Here is a 15521-nt window from a genome sequence, read left to right on the forward strand (position 1 = left end):
TGACAGGGGCTGACGGGTGAACACACAAACGGGAGGCTTGGGCCTCCCGTTTTCCATGGGAAATATGAGAGAGTAGGCGCCTGTTCGCGGGATCCAGACTGGCGATGCAGGGTAACGGCCATGGCACATCAACCTGACATCGCATCGAGGGAATAAAGCATGACGTGGAAATTACAAAAAGGGCTGCTGGCCTCCCTGTGCCTGCTGCTCGCGGCCTGCAGCAGCCAGCCTGATGCGGGCAGTGCGGGCAACGGGCGAGGTTATACCCAGACTGGGCTGGCCTCCTACTATGCCGATCGCTACCACAACCAGCGCACCGCAAGCGGCGAGCCCTACCAGAAGAGCGCCAACACCGCCGCCCATATGACGTTGCCCTTCGGCGCCATGGTGCGGGTGACCAACCTTGCCAACGGCAAGAGCGTGGTGGTGCGGGTCAATGACAGGGGCAACTTCCCCAGAGGCCGGATCATCGATCTCTCAAGAGCGGCATTTAGCACCATAGGCAACACCCGATCCGGCCTTCTCAAGGTCAAGGTCGAGGTGTTGTAGGGGGCCATAAGCCCGGCCCATTGCACAGCGGGAAACGGCAAGGCCCCGGACATTGCATCTCAGCGTTGACAGCCTCCAGCCTCCAGTCGTATCTGTGTTATTGCGTGACTGCCGCTCAAGGCACTCAGCTGATCTTTTGCTGCCCCTCGCCAGGGCGCCAATATGGAGGTTGTTGAGATGACGAACCGTACGCCCATTCAGGCCACACAGATCCCGGAGAACAAGGCAAAGTCCCTCTATCCGGAGCCCTTCGCCTCCCTGGTCAAGCACCGCACCAGACGCAGACTGGGGGACCACTTCGGTCTTGCCAATCTGGGGGTGAACCTGACGACCCTGGCGCCGGGCGCCATCTCGGCGCTCAAGCATCACCACAGCAGGCAGGATGAGTTCATCTATGTGCTCTCGGGCACCCCTATGCTGCGCTACGGGGAGGAGGAGTACCTGATGTCGCCGGGGGAGTGCATAGGCTTCAAGGGTGGTAACGGCCTGGCCCACCAGTTGCTCAACCCTGGGGAGGTGGAGGCGGTTTATCTCGAGCTGGGGGACAGGCTGGCGGGGGACACAGTCCAATACCCTGACGACGATCTGGCCCTGGTTCAGGGCGCCGATGGCGCCTGGGTTGCCAGTCATAAGGACGGGACCCCTTATTAGGGGCCCATCACTCTTTGGGAAAGCATGATAAGCCTATGAAATTCATCCCCTTCTGTGAGGTGCGCGCAGAGGATTTTCTGCCCCTGGTCAACGACGAGACGTTGCGAAAGCACCTGATTGACCATCCCTCTTTCGAGCTGGCCACGGTGCGGCGCTGGATGGAGGAGAAGATGGCGATAGATGCGCTGCCCGGTTGCCGCGTGCGCGCCGTCCTCATCGATGGCCGACTTGCGGGGTGGTGCGGCCTCCAGCCCGATGAGGAGGGAGTCGAGATAGCCATCGTCATCGCCAGGGCGGGTTGGGGCAGGGGTCTCGCCATCTTCAACGAGATGATGGGTTGGGCGCGCAGCATGGGCCATCAGGAGGTCGTCTTTCATCTGCTGGGCACACGCCCCTTATACAAGTCCCTCGCCAGGCGCGCCACCAGGGTGACAAAGACGACACTGTCGGGGCACCCTTTCACCACCTATTACTTCAGCGTTTAGATCTGGAGCAGGCCCTGCCGCCGTCCCGTTGTTCACCCGGGTGAACACTCTGTCCATCCTGCCCATCTATATCGACCTGGCCGCCATGCCTACACTGGGCGCCATGTTGAGGGAGGCGGCTGCCATTAGAGGGCAGCCACCTCCCGGTCTCTTGATGATGTGACAGTGGAGAAATAGGGATGAAGAGAGAGTCGGACAAGATAGTGTCGATCGCCGTGCTCAAGGCCAAAGCCGGCATGAGAGAGCGCCTGCGCCACGAGTTGCTCGCGCTGATAGCGCCCACCCGCCGGGAGCCTGGCAATCTCGATTATGTGCTGTTCGAGTTGAAGGACGAACCCGGCACCTTCTACATGCGCGAAGCCTTCGTCAGTCAGGCCGCCCTGGATGCCCACTGCGAGACGGACTATTTCCAGGCCTTCGCCCGCCAGGCGGGCGACTTGCTGGCAGAGCCCCTTAGCCTCATCTTCATGGAGGAAGTGAGTCCGTCATCGGCCATGACGCAGGGCTGAGATCTGGCTCTGCTCTTCCCTCGAGCCAGTTTGCCCCCGTTCCCAAAGGGTGCGGATTCGCTATGATTGAGATGGCGCAGTGACTGGTACTGAGGGCGCTGCATGCAAACCCCGGTTGTCACTAGTCAAAGGTGGTATTGGGCCTATTGTCGGCCGTCACGGGAGGCGTCATGAAGAGAACCCTGATCCTGGTGCGTCACGGCAAGTCGAGCTGGGAAGAGAAGGGGCTGACTGACAGGGCGCGGCCGCTCGCCGAGCAGGGCCTGCGCGACGCGCCCCTGATGGGCAGACGGCTGGCGCACGATAAGGTGCGACCCGATCTCATCCTCTCGAGCCCCGCCTGCCGGGCCTTGTCGACGGCGAATATCATCGCCGAGGTGCTCGGCTACCGGCCAGAGGAGATAATGACGGACGAGCGGCTCTATGGCGCAGATGTGAGGACCCTGATGGAGGTGATGGGTGAGCTGGGTGACGAGTTAAGATGCGTCATGCTCTTTGGTCACGATCCCGAGTTCACCGACCTTGCCCACCGTTTTTCCGGTAGGATCACCCGGATGCCGACTTGCGCCGTCGCCCGCTTCACCTTTGACGCCCCCTCCTGGTCGGCCGCCGCGTCGCAAACGCCGCTGACGGCCGTGCTCGACTATCCGAAAAAGGGGTAAGTGAATAGCAAGAGGAAGCGCAGGGTTGTCGCTCACCGGGGTCTGGTGAAGAAGCTGGCAAGAGAGCAAACAAGAAGGGGAGCCCAGGCTCCCCTTCGCATTTCCGTCATGTCGCTTATTTGGCGGCGATCGGCCCCTTGGTGCCCGCATCGTTATCGACCCAGCCATCCTCCCCCTTGATGCGACGATCCCCCTGTATGGTGTAGATGACCATGCCGTCCTTGAACACCAGGGCCCCGTCGGATTTCTTGGCACTGACCTTCTTGTCGTTGACCCACACCTGATCCTTGTCATCGATGCGGATGGTGGCAACGGTGGCGCCCGTTTCGGGGAAGGTGGCGACCCAGTTGCCCGCGTAGGGACTGGCGCTGGTGGCCGCAGCGGGGGCGGCGCCAAACCCGGCGGCCGCGTTCTCGGCCTTGGTCTTGTGAATATCGCAGCCCTGGGCCTCGGTCACCTGGGTGCAGCCGGAGCGCTCCAGCTGCTGGGCATATTTTGCGTTGATGGCGTGAGCCGGGGCCATGCCAAGCAGGGTCAGGGTCACGATCAGAGCAGCATTCCTGGACATAATTCATCCCTCAAAATGTGAGTCTTGCCGGTTCATCGCAGCCTTGACTGCCATGAGCAACAGCCTGGGTTCGCGGCAATATCCTGGGTGCGAGGTGGCAGGCCTGTTTCACGTTAGCAGCTGGAACGGGACTCGCACAGGGGGGCGAAAAAATAGGTGCCATCCACGGGCTCCCTGAGCCCGTGGACTCAGCTTTGGGGCACTCTTATCCCCTTGTCGAGGTAGAGGCTGCTGTAGTGGGCGCGATGGGTGACGAACATCACCTGGTGGCGGCTGCCGTCAGAGAGGATGACGAAATCTCCGGCCTGGGCCGGGCTTTGCAAGAGGATCTCGTGCTCGGGGGCCGTCAGCTTGTCGACCTCTTCCCTGAAGATGAGGGTGTATGAATACATATGGCACTCCACTGCAGGCGCATATACAGACAGGTTTCCCAACTCTAGTCGCCAGTGCCCGGATCCGCGGCGCTCAAGCGGCACCTGTGCGGCCGTTAATTTTATGGGTAAGCTGACCCCTGATGGGCGCCCCCGGAAGGGGCCGCAAGGATGAGCCTATGAACCCCACTTTTCGTGAAGCAAGAAGCCAAGGAGTTGTCATGACGGAACTGGTCACTGAGCTGGTGCGGATCGCCGCCTTTTCCGAAGGATCCCGCGGGGGCAATCCCGCCGGTGTCTGGGTAGGGGCCCAACTGCCGACGGCGGAGGAGATGCAGCGGATCGCCGCCGAGGTCGGATTCTCGGAGACGGCCTTCGCCGCCCCGCTGCAAAGCGAAGGGCAAGGCGCAGAGGTGCGCCAATGGCGGGTGCGCTACTTCTCTCCCGAGGCGGAGGTGCCGTTTTGCGGCCATGCCACCATAGCCCTCGGGGTGGCGCTGGCGCGCCGCTTCGGGGCAGGGGACCATGCCTTGCGCCTCAGCCAGACCCAGATTCGGGTCTCGGGCTGGCAGGATGAGCAGGGGCAATGGCAGGCGGCGCTGCAATCCCCGCCGACCCACAGCAAACCGGCGCCTGCGGATCTGATGCGCGAAACCCTGGCGCTGTTTGGCTATGACGCGGCCAGCCTGGATCCCCGTATACCCCCGGCGATCATTCACGGCGGCGCCGATCATCTGGTGTTGGCGCTCAAGGATCGCGCAACGCTCTCGGCCATGCACTATTCGCAGGCTCAGGGGCGCCTGCTGATGCGCCGCGAGGGCCTGGTGACCATTCTGCTGGTGCATGTGGCCGGGGAGAGGTTGTTCCACACCCGCAATGCCTTCGCCTACGGCGGCGTCTATGAGGACTCGGCCACCGGCGCCGCGACCGCAGCCTTCGCCGGCTACTTGCGCGACCTCCACTGGCCCCACGGCGGCGCCATCGACATAGTGCAGGGGGAAGACATGGGCATGCCGTCGCGGCTGCATGCCGAGATCCCGGCGGAACCCGGCAGTTCAATTCGGGTGTCAGGAGCGGCGCGGTGGATCTGAACCGGCATCATACGCAATACCACGTCAATTGAGGCAGGAGGACGATGTCGATGGGATTGTTTGAGCGAGCGGATATTCGTGCATTGAGCGAAAAGCTGCTGGGGTTGTCACAGGGGCAGGGGATGCTACTGACTAGCGCCGCAGGCCGAGAGTTGGATGACATGCTCAAGCGCGTTGGCGGTGTGCAACCGCTCGGTTTGGGTGCGCGGCGTCAGCTTACCGAGCGGGGTCGTGTTTTTTTGATGGACAAGCTCGCAGAGGCAGCAGACGACAATGTCTGGTCGGGTGATGCCGTGCTGACAGAGTTGGGTTGCCAACTGCCTCGGCGCATTAACGGTGCAACCCTGAGTGGCCTTTGGCACCGAGACTGCAAGGTCAGATTGTCACAGAATCACATGGAGCAGGTTGCAGCGCTGGGGCTTAGGGTATTTGGTGATGAGGTCATACGATTACGTACCTTGACACCGCTGACATTGGTCGATGTGGAGGGCGGACGGCACGACATGACCGCTGTGATGATGCTTCTGGGGGAGTTGGTATTGCCAGAACGAGCCTTGGTCGGGTTGGAAGGCATGGAATGGCAAGGGTGGCAGTTAGTCACGGTGGAAAACAAGGGGGCCTTCGTGGACTACCCGCTACAAGAGGGCGAATTGCTGCTTTATGTCCCTGGCCGCAATACCGCCCTGGCAAAGCAACTGCTCCCCCTATTGCCAGAGAGCCTCCCCTGGGCACACTTTGGGGATCTGGATCAACGTGGCCTGGACATTGCCACCGAACTGGCGGGGGCTCTGGGTCGTCCTCTGGCGCTCTGGTTACCCGACAATCTCATGGATTACGTCCATCACTATGCCCGCGACTTACTCCGTCAGCCGAAAGAACAAAAGAGGCAGCGAGGCAAAATTGCTTGGCGAGACAACATAGCACCAGTTCAGGGGAGCACAGTGCTGGCAGAGGCATTGGCTCATTTGACCGCCAATAAAGCCTGGTTGGAACAAGAAGTCCTGGTCACAGCCAGATGCTGGCAGTTATGGGCACTTGGTGTTGAGAGGTAAACCGCACAATAAAAAACCGCCCTTGTGAAGTGGGCGGTTTTTTTATGGTGCCGACCCTTATTTCAGGGCTTTCTTCAGCTTCTTGATCTTGCCTTCGTGCTTGGCAATTTTATCCTTGCGGGCGGCGATTTTCTTCTTGATATCTTTTTTGCTGGCTTTGGCCATAGGTAGTGCTCCTTGTGTCAAGAGGTCATCATGGGGTCATGATGTTCAGGATCTGTCCATGTGAATAGCCCAGAGTGCCACATGAATTCCATCCGGGCCAGTGCTTCAGGGTTCCGGGAGCGGATGCTCCCCTGACGCAAATCCGGCGAAGGGGTGGCTCGCTCATCGGGACTGGTTTGCAGGATAGTCCAGTTTCCCGGCGGCGCCACTGTGGCAGCGCCGACATTGTCGGTGGCCAGACAACAAAAAAGCGCCCCTGGGGGCGCTTCTTGCATCATCCGAACCACAAGCCAGGGGATCAGGCCTTCTTCAGGTAGGCCGCGACCAGCACTATCTGCACGCCGTTGACCTTGCCTTCGATGTGCAGCGGGTTGTTGGTCAGGCGAATGCCTTTGACCAGGGTGCCACGCTTGGCGGTGAAGCCGCCGCCCTTGACCTCGAGATCCTTGATCAGGGTGACGGAATCCCCCTCCTGCAGCACGGCGCCGTTGGAGTCGATGGTGGGCACGCTGTCGTCATCGTCACTGGCGCTGCCTGCCTCGGCCCAGGCCTTGGCCTCTTCTTCCATGTACATCATGTCCAGCATGTCCTGGGCCCAGATCTCGCCCCGGGCAGACAGGTTTTTAAGCTGGCGCCATGCCATCACCTGCACCGCCGGCACCTGGCTCCACATGCTGTCACCCAGGCAGCGCCAGTGGTTGACCTCTGTGGTGTCCGGCTGCTCCAGCTGGCCACGGCAGGTGGTGCACAGCGCCACGCTGTGGTCATCGTCACTGGCGGGGGAGTGTGGCACCGGGAAGGCAGTCAGCGCATGTTCTGCTCCACACAGCTCACACTTGGCGTCCGCACGCGCTTGCAGGATGGCATTGATGGTCATGTTTTGGTTCCGTTCATATGGATAAAACGACCCGCGTGGGCGAGTCGCGCTAATGAGGGGGCGGAATATAGCACAAATCCCTGCTTTTTGTCAGGCTACCAGCAAGGGCGCAGGGCAGGCGCGCTGGCGAGTGCTTTTTGATGGCAGATCGCTAGAATGAGCCTCCCTTTTGGATAGCAGGACAAGCTCACCGTGCTGGCTCACCGTTTTCGACAACTGGATCGCTTGCTGACCGAAGAGAGAGGTTGGTGGCAATACCAGCCCTATCATCATCTGAGCCTGGCCTTCGCCGCCGAGGCCCCCGAGCTTGCCGCCTGCCTAAACGGCCTCAGTCTTGACGAGATAGCGCGGCTCGACGGCGACATGGAGGCGCTGTGCACCCTGCTTGCCCCCTGGATCCCGGCAGGGGCCGAGTTGCATGCCCTGAGCGAGCTCGACGCCTTTGTCCCCGAACCCATTCACTGCGCCAGGGCCATGGCGATGTACATGCCGGGACGCAAGCAGGCGCAGATAGAAGCCTTCACCGGCTGTCTGCCCGCCCATCAGGGCCCCTATCTGGAGTGGTGCGCCGGCAAGGGCCACCTGGGGCGCCTGGTCTCCCTGCATCGGGGGGCCGAGATCCTCAGCCTCGAATTGCAGCGCACGCTCTGCGAGGAGGGGCGGCAGCTCGCGGCGCGGGATGGTGCCCACATGCAGTTTGTGGAGGCCGACGCCTTCGCCGCCGAGTCGGGGGCGCTCATAGCCCCGCACCATCACGCCATGGCGCTCCATGCCTGCGGTGAGCTGCATACCCATCTGCTGGAGCAGGTGGCCGAGCGCGGCGCCCGGGGCGTGACCCTGTCCCCCTGTTGCTATCACCTGATCCGCACCTCTCATTACCGCCCCCTGTCACAGGCCGCCAAGGCCAGCGCCCTGCACCTTGGCAAGAGTGACTTGAAGCTGCCGCTGCAGGAGACGGTGACCGGCGGTGCCCGCATCTCCCGCCTGCGCGAGCAGGAGGTGATCTGGCGTCTCGCCTTCGATTGCCTGCAACGGGAGGTGCGCGGGGTGGATGAGTACCTGCCGGTGCCCAACCTGCAAAAGAGCCTGCTGGCGGGCAGCTTCGAGGCCTTCTGTGACTGGGCCGCCGAGCGCAAGGGGATGCTGTTGCCTGGGGGGATAGACCATGGCGACTTCCTCGCCAGGGGGGAGCGGCGCTTTGGGGACGTCGCCCGCATGGAGCTGGTGCGCCATCTGTTTCGCCGTCCGCTGGAGATCTGGCTCGCCCTGGATCGCGCCCTCTTCCTCGAGGAGCAGGGCTATGAGGTAGAGCTGGGGGCGTTTTGCGACAAGCCCATGACCCCTCGCAATCTGCTGATCCGGGCGGTGCGCGTCCGCGGCGCATAAAAACGAGCGTTCCGGGATCAAAATGAGGCCGTGGCGAGGTTTCATCTGAGTGCAGAGTGAAATGGCTCACAAAATCGCCAAACTCTTAATTCTTGTCGTGAATTTAGTTGTCAGGATGCCTATGCTCGCCCTGACATTTTCAAGACAAGGATGGTTACCCATGTTCATGCTCAAGCGCACCGCCTGGCTGGTTGCGGGGCTCTGCGCCTCGCCAACTTATGCGGCCATGAATATTCAGCCCGACCCACAAAATAGCGGTGGCTATGTGATTGCCGCCTCCGATATAACGGCCGTTGAAAAGGCCAAGACGGCCAATCCCATGTACGGCATCTGGTCAAAGGCATTGGCCACCCGGCCCAACACCCTGGTGGATGCGATTGTGCCGAGGCGAGTCGACAACCCGGACAACGTCAAACGGGTCGAGCGGGTCTTTACCGAATCGGACTGGGATTTTTTGACCCAGATGGCGGCCCCTGAATATACCTATGAGCGCTTCTTGCGGGCGGTCGGCAAGTTCCCCGCCTTCTGCGGCGACTACACGGACGGGCGCAATGCGGACGCCATCTGCAAAAAATCCATCGTCACCGCCTTCGCCCACTTCGCCCAGGAGACCGGCGGCCATATCGGCAAGGACAATGTGTCCGACAACCCGCTGGGGCTCGAGGAGTGGCAGCAGGCGCTGGTGCATGTGCGCGAGATGGGCTGGGCCGAGGGGCAACTCGGCTATACCACGGGCTGTGGCCAGAATGACTGGCAGAACAGGAAATGGCCTTGCAGCACGGGGCAGGGCTACTTTGGCCGTGGCGCTAAACAGCTCTCCTATCACTTCAACTACGGCGCCTTCTCCGAGGCGATGTTTGACGGCAACGCCTCTGTGCTGCTGAACAGCCCCGGCCTGGTGGCCGACTCCTGGCTCAACCTCGCCTCCGCCATCTGGTTCTTCCTGACGCCGCAAGCCCCCAAACCCGCCATGTTGCACGTCATCGACAGAACCTGGGTGCCCTCCCAGCGCGAGGTCGCGGCGGGCATCGGCTATGGCTTTGGCACCACCATCAATGTCATCAACGGCGGCATAGAGTGTGGCGAGCAGAACAAGAACAAGGGGCAGCCGGTCAACCGTATCCGTTACTGGGAAGGGCTGGCCGCCCACTACGGGATCCCGCTGCTCCCGGACGAGAAGAACACCTGCTGGCAGCAGACTCCCTATGGCAGCCTCAACCTGAACGGCGCCACCGACGTGCTTTACACCAACTGGGACGGCAACTGGAAATATTATGCCGACAGGCCAGGTGGCTACTCGTTTGAGTGCGAGCTGGTGGGATTCCAGACCGCCTATTCGGCCCTGGTGCCGGGGGATTACGAGAAGTGCGTGACCAATTTCTACGGCTCCCACGCCAACTGGCCCAAGGTGCGGGTGGTGGCCAAGCTCGATCCCGCGCCCGTTGACCCGACCGACCCGCCCGTGGGAGATGTGCCTGCCTGGGTAGCCAGCAAGGTCTACACCGCAGGCAATAAAGTCAGCCACAAGGGCGTGGTGTATCAGGCGAAGTGGTGGACCCAGGGCAACGAGCCAGGCAAGGGAGACCCCTGGGCGCCGGTGAACTGAGCCCGGCGAGGGCGCGTCATCAGTCATGATGGGGAAGGGGGGTGATGGGCCTCTCTTCCCCTCTTTCATGGGGATCCGGCGCAAGGGGGCCTCTGATCGGCCCGGCGGGTACTTGCCTGCGGTCCTTACCCAGTCGAGAGTGTTCGAGATCTCATCCCACACAGAGGAGTGACACATGAATATCGCCATCCATTTTGAAATTCCGGTGCAGGATCTGACGCGGGCCATCCGCTTCTATGAAGCGCTCTTCGAGATAGCCCTCGAGCGGGCGCACATAGATGGCAACGAGATGGCGCTGTTCCCGCTGTTTGACGGCATGGCGGGCTGCTCCGGCGCCCTGGCAAAGGGGGAGAGCTATGTGCCGAGCCAGGACGGTACCCGGGTCTATCTGAAGGTCGCGGACATAGAGCGGGCCATGGCCCGGGCGCTGACAGCGGGAGGGGAGTGTCTCTATACCATCACCCGGGTGGGGGAGCACATTCGGGTGGCCGAGATCAGGGATTGCGAAGGCAATCGCATCGCCCTGCAGGAGGGGCCCTGAGTGTTATTCATCCCGTGCATGGGGGTTGTTGAATCATTCATGTGATAAATGATGGTGGCGAATTTCCCCTTTTGGGGGGAGGCCAGGGTCGTCGGCCCCGCGGCGGGGCCCCGGGATGGTCAGTTGCCGCCGCCCGGATCCCGTGCTACTTCATCTGGTGCGGCAAGGAGTCAAGATCCACTTAGCCCCGTCTGCCGCTCAGCACTCAAGGAGGCATCATGGAAGGTCATTGTCTGTGTGGCGGGATCACCGTTTCAAGCGGCGATCACAAGGAGGTCAACCTGTGTCACTGCGCCATGTGCCGGCGCTGGTCCGGCGGGCCCATGTTCGCGGTGCATGGCGGCAAGGGGGTCAGTTTCAAGGGGCTCAGCCCTGTGGCCTACCGCTCGTCCGAGTGGGCGGAGCGCGGCTTCTGCCCCAACTGCGGCACCCACCTTTTCTATCATCTGTTGCCGACGGACGAGTACATCCTCTGTGCCGGGCTGTTTCAGGAACAGGCGTTCGAGCTCACCGGGCAGATCTTTATCGACGAGAAACCGGACTTCTACGAGCTTAAAAACGACACCCCGACCCTGACCGGGCAGCAGGTGTTCGAGCAGTTCGCCCCCAAACCCTGAGCCCGTCGCTGCGCCAGCAGTGTCGGCAAAACCCCAAGGAGACTGCCATGGATGAGCAACAGAAGGTGAGGGGGCCTGCCTCCTATTTTCCCTCCATCGAGAAAACCTACGGGCAGCCGATTGCCCACTGGCTGGCCCTGCTGGCGGGGCGGGAGGAGCGCAAACACATGGCGCTGGTGGCCTGGCTCAAGGGCGAGCACGGCCTGGGCCACGGCCATGCCAATGCCCTGGTGGCTCACTTTTTGGCGCAGCCCGATGCGCCTGGCGTGGCATAAAAATGCCGCAACGCAGGAAAGGCAGAGGAGAAGAGGGATGAAGATAAGCGTCAGCGTCCGGGTCGAGCGGCCACTCGCTCTGGTATGGGAGGGGTGGAACACTCCCGCCAGCATCATGGCATGGAATGCCGCCTCCCCCGAGTGGCACTGCCCCGGCAGTCGGGTGGATCTGCGGGTCGGCGGGCTTTTTTGTCACCGTATGGCCGCCCGGGATGGCAGCATGGGGTTTGATTTCGAGGGCACCTTCACCGAGGTGGAGCCCCTAACCTCCCTGGGTTACGTCATGGACGATGGCCGCGCCGTCAGGGTGACGTTCGTGGCGGAGCAGGGAGGCACCCGGGTGCACGAGGAGTTCGACGCCGAATCCGAACACAGCGGCGAGCAGCAGCGTGCCGGCTGGCAGAGCATACTCGACAACTTCAAACGCTATATGGAAAGCGCGTCCTGAGACGCGCTTTTCGATCAACCTTCTCCTGCCCGGCGCCGGGCTACTCCTCGATATCCAGCAGCACCAGGATGGCGCTCTCGCCCCCCCATTCCCGCGGGGCCTGATGGAAGGCGCGCACATTGGGGTGCTGGGCCAGCCAGCTCGGAATGCGCTGCTTGAGCACATGTTTGCCGATGCCGTGCATCACGGAGGCGACGTGGATGTTCTCTTTTTGGCACAGGGTGAGCAGGGCGGCCAGCTCCTGCTTGGCCTGGAGCTGACTCATGCCGTGCAGATCCAGATAGATCTCCGGCGGATAGAGGCCGCGCTTGAGCTTTTTCAGCTCGAATTTTGACACGTCTTCACGCACAAATCGGGTCGGGCCCTCTTCGTCCAGATGAGGCTGGTACTCGTCGCTGAAAAAGTGGTCAACCCCAAGCTTTTCGCGGCTCTCACGCAGTTCGCGTTTCTGCTTGACCGGGCTTGAGGAGGCCCTTATGGTATCTTGCTTAATTTTCCGGGTACCTTTGACAGCATCACGAAACAGCAGGCTTTCCTCGTCTGTGGGTGAGGGCGATTTTTTCATCAGGTACTCGTCTTGCTCGCTGTATAGAATTCTCGGGCCGGATATTACTCGACTTGGAGGTGGATTTGGACAAGATATTTATCGACGAGGTGGTTGCCGAGATGCACACCATCCAGGACATGTTGCGCTGGGCCATGAGTCGTTTCAACGACGCCGGGATCTTCTACGGACATGGTACCGACAACGCCTGGGATGAGGCCGTGCAACTGGTGCTGCCCGCGTTACATCTGCCGCCGGACGTGGATCCCGGCATGCGCCACTCCCGCCTGACCACCAGCGAGCGCCACCGCATCGCCGAGCTGATCATCCGCCGGGTGCAGGAGCGGGTGCCTGCCGCCTACCTGACCAACAAGGCCTGGTACGCGGGTTGGGAGTTCTACGTGGACGAGCGGGTGCTCATCCCGCGCTCCCCCATCGCCGAGATGGTGGCCAACCGCTTCGCTCCCTTCCTCAAACATGAGCCGACCCGGATCATGGATCTCTGCACCGGCTCGGGTTGCATCGCCATCATCATGGCCCACGAGTTCCCCCATGCGGAAGTGGATGCCATCGACATCAGCGTCGATGCCCTCAACGTGGCCGAGCGCAATATCAACGATCATGGCCTTGAGCAGCAGGTCATTCCGATCCGCTCCGATCTGATGCGCGACCTGCCCGCCGGTGACAAGTACGATCTCATCGTCTCCAACCCGCCCTACGTGGACTCCGAGGACATGTCGGACTTGCCGGAGGAGTTTCGCCACGAGCCGGAGCTGGCGCTGGCATCGGGCTCCGATGGCCTCAAGCTCACCAAGCGCATCCTGGCCAACGCCGCGGACTTCCTCAAGGATGATGGCGTGCTGGTGGTCGAGGTGGGCAACAGCATGATCCACCTGGAAGCCCAATTCCCCGAGGTGCCCTTCACTTGGGTCGAGTTCGAGAACGGTGGTCACGGCGTCTTCGTGATGACCCGCGCCGAGCTGGTGCAGTACCAGGCCCATTTCGCGATTTACAAGAGCTAAGCAGCAAGGAGCATCCATGGCAGGGAACAGTTTTGGCCAACTCTTTCGGGTCACCACCTTTGGCGAGAGCCACGGCCTCGCGCTTGGCGCCGTGGTCGACGGTTGCCCCCCGGGGCTGGAGATAAGCGAAGCGGATCTGCAAATCGATCTGGACAGGCGCAAGCCCGGCACCTCCCGCTACACCACCCAGCGCCGCGAGGCGGACGAGGTGAAGATCCTGGCCGGGGTGTTCGAGGGACGCACCACGGGCACCTCCATCGGGCTCTTGATCGAGAACACCGATCAGCGCTCCAAGGACTACTCCGAGATCAAGGATCTGTTCCGTCCGGGCCACGCCGACTACACCTATCACCAGAAGTACGGCCAGCGTGACTACCGCGGCGGTGGTCGCTCCTCGGCCCGCGAGACCGCCATGCGGGTGGCGGCGGGGGCCATCGCCAAGAAGTACCTCAAGCAGATGCACGGCATCGAGATAGTGGGCTTTCTCTCCCAGCTCGGCCCCATCAAGGCCGAGGCCTTCGATGCGAGCCAGATCGAGCAGAACCCCTTCTTCTTCCCCGATGCGGGCAAGCTGGAGGCCCTCGACGAGTACATGCGGGCGCTCAAGAAAGAGGGCAACAGCATAGGCGCCAAGGTGGCTGTCATTGCGCGCAACGTGCCTGTGGGACTGGGTGAGCCGGTGTTCGACCGGCTCGACGCCGACATCGCTCACGCCATGATGGGCATCAATGCGGTGAAAGGGGTCGAGATAGGTGACGGTTTCGCCGTGGTGGAGCAAAAAGGCTCCGAGCATCGCGACGAGATGACCCCGGCCGGCTTTGCCAGCAACCATGCGGGCGGCATCCTGGGGGGCATCTCCTCCGGCCAGGACATAGTGGTGAGCATGGCGCTCAAGCCCACCTCCAGCATCACTGTGCCGGGCAAGACCATCAACACCAGCGGCGAGGCCACCGAGATGATCACCAAGGGGCGCCATGATCCTTGTGTCGGCATCCGTGCCGTGCCCATCGCCGAGGCCATGCTGGCCCTGGTGCTGATGGATCACCTGCTGCGCCACCGTGCCCAGAACCAGGGCGTGCATACCCAGACCCCGCTGCTGCGCTGATCTGCAAGCAGCGCTGTCAGCTGATCACCGTGCACGGCAAAAAGGCGACCCCAGGGTCGCCTTTCTCGTTTGTGCGGTGTCGTCAGGGTCAGCCCTGAGTGCCTTCCTCCCGGGGCTGGCTGCCATCGATGCGGCACACCGGCGGGGCAAACGCCGCGTCCAGCGCCGGGAGGTCGGCGATGGCGGCATCGATGCGGGCAAGCTCTGCGTCGCTCACCGCCTGGCTGGCGAACATCAGGCTGACCGGCTGCTGGTGCAACAGCACCTGGCACAGGGTGAACTCCTCTGCCCCCAGCTGGGCCAGCCGATGGCGGGCATATTGCCACTCTATGATGACCCCATCGAGTCGCCGCGCCAGCAGGAGGGCGATCAGCCTGTCATCCGAGTTGTATTCGCTCGCCTGCCGAAGGGAGGGGCAGGCGTCGCTCAGGGGGAGGGGACGGGTGCCTCGCAGCTTGCCAAGGCGTAGCCCCGTCTGCTGGCACAGGTCCGCTAGGCCCCTTATCCCCTGCCAGCGATCTGGGTTCCCGGGGGCCGCCTTGTGGCTGAGCAGCACGAAGCTGGCGCGTCTGTAGGGGGCCGAGAAGCGGGCGAAGCGCGCCCGCTCCGGGGTCTTCAGGGCCCCCATGGCGACATCCAGCTGCTGGCGTGCCATGAGGTGCAAGGCCCGGGCCCAGGGGAGGTTGCGAAACGCGGGCTCAAGATTGGCGCCGCGGAGGATCTGGCGGGTCAGGGTCACGTCCAGCCCGCCGAGCTCGCCATCGGCCTCGATCTCGCTAAAGGGGGGCCAGTGGCTCCAGGCCACCGACAGTGTCTCCCTGGCGCCAAGGGGCAGGCTCGGTGCGAACAGCAGGCCCAGGCTCAATGCGCAGTGAATAGCGGTCTGGATATGTTTCCTGATCAAGCAGAACCTCCCTGTTCTGTGTCGTGAGTGTATGAATACGCACCCCAGGATGGGACTAGCCCTGGCGAGCGTCATCATCGCCATTCTGCCCCG

At 62.2% G+C, this 15521-nt stretch carries 20 protein-coding genes; 15 read left to right on the plus strand and 5 right to left on the minus strand.

Annotation, left to right across the window (positions count from 1 at the left end; all coding sequences use genetic code 11):
* Positions 1-159 precede the first annotated feature (159 nt).
* The 5 genes from G4923_RS19240 to G4923_RS19260 all read left to right on the plus strand — a co-directional run bounded on the left by G4923_RS19240 (position 160) and on the right by G4923_RS19260 (position 2856).
* Positions 160-549 carry a septal ring lytic transglycosylase RlpA family protein gene (locus tag G4923_RS19240; protein WP_163138014.1) on the plus strand — a complete coding sequence of 130 codons (390 nt, stop codon included), beginning with the start codon at positions 160-162 and terminating at the stop codon, positions 547-549.
* A 177-nt stretch (positions 550-726) separates the two neighbouring features.
* The gene (locus tag G4923_RS19245) at positions 727-1200 is read left to right on the plus strand and encodes a cupin domain-containing protein (RefSeq protein ID WP_163138015.1); all 474 of its coding nucleotides are present in this window, start codon (positions 727-729) and stop codon (positions 1198-1200) included.
* A gap of 35 nt (positions 1201-1235) precedes the next feature.
* A complete protein-coding gene (locus tag G4923_RS19250; RefSeq protein WP_163138016.1) occupies positions 1236-1685 on the plus strand; it encodes a GNAT family N-acetyltransferase in 450 nt (149 codons plus the stop codon).
* 179 nt (positions 1686-1864) lie between these two features.
* A complete protein-coding gene (locus G4923_RS19255; protein ID WP_163138017.1) occupies positions 1865-2194 on the plus strand; it encodes a putative quinol monooxygenase in 330 nt (109 codons plus the stop codon).
* Positions 2195-2364: 170 nt separating this feature from the next.
* Positions 2365-2856, plus strand: coding sequence for a SixA phosphatase family protein (locus tag G4923_RS19260; protein WP_163138018.1), 492 nt, complete (start codon positions 2365-2367; stop codon positions 2854-2856).
* A 115-nt stretch (positions 2857-2971) separates the two neighbouring features.
* Here the strand turns inward: G4923_RS19260 and G4923_RS19265 are convergent, their stop codons facing one another.
* Together G4923_RS19265 and G4923_RS19270 are read right to left on the minus strand one after the other, a co-directional pair.
* Positions 2972-3424 (minus strand): hypothetical protein, encoded by a 453-nt coding sequence (locus G4923_RS19265; protein WP_163138019.1) that lies wholly within the window; start codon positions 3422-3424, stop codon positions 2972-2974.
* 188 nt (positions 3425-3612) lie between these two features.
* Positions 3613-3816, minus strand: a complete 204-nt coding sequence (locus tag G4923_RS19270; RefSeq protein ID WP_106886705.1) for a hypothetical protein — start codon at positions 3814-3816, stop codon at positions 3613-3615.
* Between the two features lie 200 nt (positions 3817-4016).
* Between G4923_RS19270 and G4923_RS19275 the strand changes: the two genes are divergently transcribed.
* Together G4923_RS19275 and G4923_RS19280 are read left to right on the plus strand one after the other, a co-directional pair.
* Positions 4017-4886, plus strand: a complete 870-nt coding sequence (locus G4923_RS19275; RefSeq protein WP_163138020.1) for a PhzF family phenazine biosynthesis protein — start codon at positions 4017-4019, stop codon at positions 4884-4886.
* 44 nt (positions 4887-4930) lie between these two features.
* Positions 4931-5938, plus strand: a complete 1008-nt coding sequence (locus G4923_RS19280) for a Wadjet anti-phage system protein JetD domain-containing protein (protein WP_338120476.1) — start codon at positions 4931-4933, stop codon at positions 5936-5938.
* A 463-nt stretch (positions 5939-6401) separates the two neighbouring features.
* Here G4923_RS19280 and G4923_RS19285 read toward each other — a convergent pair whose 3' ends face one another.
* Positions 6402-6980: a PhnA domain-containing protein gene (locus G4923_RS19285; RefSeq protein ID WP_163138021.1), complete on the minus strand. Its 579-nt coding sequence runs from the start codon at positions 6978-6980 to the stop codon at positions 6402-6404.
* 192 nt (positions 6981-7172) lie between these two features.
* Between G4923_RS19285 and G4923_RS19290 the strand changes: the two genes are divergently transcribed.
* From G4923_RS19290 to G4923_RS19315, 6 genes are all read left to right on the plus strand, one after another.
* On the plus strand, positions 7173-8366 hold the full coding sequence (locus G4923_RS19290) for a methyltransferase (protein WP_163138022.1): 1194 nt from the start codon (positions 7173-7175) through the stop codon (positions 8364-8366).
* A gap of 160 nt (positions 8367-8526) precedes the next feature.
* The gene (locus G4923_RS19295) at positions 8527-9972 is read left to right on the plus strand and encodes a chitinase (RefSeq protein ID WP_163138023.1); all 1446 of its coding nucleotides are present in this window, start codon (positions 8527-8529) and stop codon (positions 9970-9972) included.
* Between the two features lie 175 nt (positions 9973-10147).
* On the plus strand, positions 10148-10513 hold the full coding sequence (locus G4923_RS19300) for a VOC family protein (RefSeq protein WP_163138024.1): 366 nt from the start codon (positions 10148-10150) through the stop codon (positions 10511-10513).
* 218 nt (positions 10514-10731) lie between these two features.
* Complete coding sequence (locus G4923_RS19305) at positions 10732-11130, plus strand: GFA family protein (RefSeq protein ID WP_163138025.1); 399 nt, start codon at positions 10732-10734, stop codon at positions 11128-11130.
* Between the two features lie 47 nt (positions 11131-11177).
* Positions 11178-11405, plus strand: a complete 228-nt coding sequence (locus G4923_RS19310; RefSeq protein ID WP_163138026.1) for a DUF4287 domain-containing protein — start codon at positions 11178-11180, stop codon at positions 11403-11405.
* 37 nt (positions 11406-11442) lie between these two features.
* Positions 11443-11853 (plus strand): SRPBCC family protein, encoded by a 411-nt coding sequence (locus tag G4923_RS19315; protein ID WP_163138027.1) that lies wholly within the window; start codon positions 11443-11445, stop codon positions 11851-11853.
* A 40-nt stretch (positions 11854-11893) separates the two neighbouring features.
* Here G4923_RS19315 and smrB read toward each other — a convergent pair whose 3' ends face one another.
* Complete coding sequence (gene smrB / locus G4923_RS19320) at positions 11894-12418, minus strand: endonuclease SmrB (protein WP_025327061.1); 525 nt, start codon at positions 12416-12418, stop codon at positions 11894-11896.
* 65 nt (positions 12419-12483) lie between these two features.
* Between smrB and prmB the strand changes: the two genes are divergently transcribed.
* Positions 12484-13419: a 50S ribosomal protein L3 N(5)-glutamine methyltransferase gene (gene prmB / locus G4923_RS19325; RefSeq protein ID WP_106887942.1), complete on the plus strand. Its 936-nt coding sequence runs from the start codon at positions 12484-12486 to the stop codon at positions 13417-13419.
* 16 nt (positions 13420-13435) lie between these two features.
* Positions 13436-14524, plus strand: coding sequence for a chorismate synthase (gene aroC / locus G4923_RS19330; protein ID WP_025327059.1), 1089 nt, complete (start codon positions 13436-13438; stop codon positions 14522-14524).
* Between the two features lie 88 nt (positions 14525-14612).
* Here the strand turns inward: aroC and G4923_RS19335 are convergent, their stop codons facing one another.
* Positions 14613-15425: a substrate-binding periplasmic protein gene (locus G4923_RS19335; RefSeq protein WP_420884908.1), complete on the minus strand. Its 813-nt coding sequence runs from the start codon at positions 15423-15425 to the stop codon at positions 14613-14615.
* Between the last annotated feature and the right edge of the window lie 96 nt (positions 15426-15521).

This window comes from Aeromonas rivipollensis (genome assembly GCF_010974825.1).
In the GTDB taxonomy this organism is placed as follows: Bacteria; Pseudomonadota; Gammaproteobacteria; order Enterobacterales; family Aeromonadaceae; genus Aeromonas; species Aeromonas rivipollensis.